The organism is Microbacterium sp. zg.Y909 (assembly GCF_024626565.1).
This window is the reverse complement of sequence record NZ_JANJFJ010000624.1, coordinates 1-1,616: the sequence shown is the minus strand read 5'-3', so window position 1 is coordinate 1,616 and position 1,616 is coordinate 1. Positions and strand designations below refer to the sequence as shown.

At 69.9% G+C, this 1,616-nt stretch carries 2 protein-coding genes and 1 pseudogene; all 3 read left to right on the top strand.

Translation table 11 applies throughout. From position 1 onward, the window contains the following. A partial coding sequence (locus tag NQ160_RS23545) for a stage II sporulation protein M (RefSeq protein WP_257517420.1) occupies positions 1 to 825 on the top strand: 825 nt, incomplete at its 5' end. A 49-nt stretch (positions 826 to 874) separates the two neighbouring features. Next, positions 875 to 1,303, top strand: coding sequence for a Fur family transcriptional regulator (locus NQ160_RS23540; RefSeq protein ID WP_257517419.1), 429 nt, complete (start codon positions 875 to 877; stop codon positions 1,301 to 1,303). A gap of 47 nt (positions 1,304 to 1,350) precedes the next feature. Then, positions 1,351 to 1,616 (top strand): annotated as a pseudogene (locus NQ160_RS23535) (catalase/peroxidase HPI); the annotation flags it as partial.

Here is a 1,616-nt window from a genome sequence, read left to right as displayed (position 1 = left end):
GGCGACTACCTCTCGACCCTGCTCTCGCGGGCCCGACTGCGGCTGACCGGCACACCCGACAACGTGCTGCGTCAGATGCCCCGGTTCTTCCTGCGCCAGCTGCCCGCTGCCCTCTACCGTCTGCGCTACACGACTCTCGTGATCGCGATCGGGTTCGTCGCGGTCGCCGCGCTGGTGGCGGCCTGGGTGGCGCGGGACCCCGCGGCGCTGGCGTCGATGGGCAGCCAGGCCCAGTTGCAGCAGTACGCCGAGAACGACTTCACGCAGTACTACAGCGAGAATCCGGCGGCAGTGTTCGCGGGCACGGTCTGGACCAACAACGCCTGGATCGCCGCGCAGTGCGTGCTCTTCGGCATCACGGGATTGTGGCCGGTCATGGTGCTGGTGCAGAACGCCGTCGGGGTCGGCACGGCAGCGGCGGTGCTCTTCGCCTTCGACCGGGGCGACGTGTTCCTCCTCCACATCGCGCCGCACGGACTGCTGGAGCTGACGAGCATCTTCGTCGCCGGCGCGGCAGGGCTCCACATCTTCTGGGCGTGGGTCGCCCCCGGCAGGCGGGGGAGGGGCGAGGCCGTCGCTGCAGCGGGACGGTCGCTGGCGACGGTGGCCATCGGGCTGGTGTTCGCCCTTGCGCTCTCGGGACTGATCGAGGGGTTCGTCACCGCACAGCCGTGGCCCTGGCCCCTGAAGATCGGCATCGGGGCGGCAGCGCTCGCCGTCTTCCTCGTGTACATGCTCGTCGTCGGCGGCCGCGCGCAGCGCCTGGGCGAGACCGGCGATCTCACCGAGTACGAAAGCGGCACCCCCCGCCTCATCGCCGGCTGACGCCTTTACGCGTGTTTTGGATGATTCAAAACAACGCTAGAATGAAGACATGACGCAGCAGAGTACTCCGGATGCCGCGGACGCGATCCGCGCCGCCGGACTGCGCCTCACCGACTCCCGCCGCGCGGTCTACGACGCGCTCGCCGGCCAGCCGCACGCGAGCGCCGACGACGTCTTCGCGCGAGTCGCGCCGGTAGCCCCGCGCACGAGCAAGCAGTCGGTCTACAACGCCCTCGGCGACTTCGCCGATGCCGGACTGGTGCGCCGTATCGAGCCCGCGGGGCGGCCGATGCTCTTCGAGCTGCGCGTGGCCGACAACCACCACCACCTCGTCTGCACATCGTGCGGGCGCATCGAGGACGTGGACTGCACGGTGGGCCATGCCCCCTGCATGCACCCCTCCGAGACCCACGGTTTCGCGGTCACCTCCGCCGAGGTGACGTTCTGGGGTCGCTGCGACTCCTGCGCCGCCGCCTGATCTCCCTGACTCGCTTTCATCCCGAACCCGCAATTGGAAGGACCCCCATGACCGACGACACGATTTCCGAGATCGGCGCCGACGCGACCGACATCGACCAGTCCGTCACCGTCACCGACACCGACAAGGCACACGCTGAGCAGGCAGCGAAGGCCGGCGGATGCCCCGTCGTGCACGGCGCCGGCGCCGGCGCGGCGCACCCCGCCGGCCAGCCGCACCCCACCACGGGTTCTGCCAACAACGTCTGGTGGCCCAACCAGCTGAACCTGCGCATCCTCAAGAAGAACCCGGCCGAGGCCAACCCCCTCGGCGG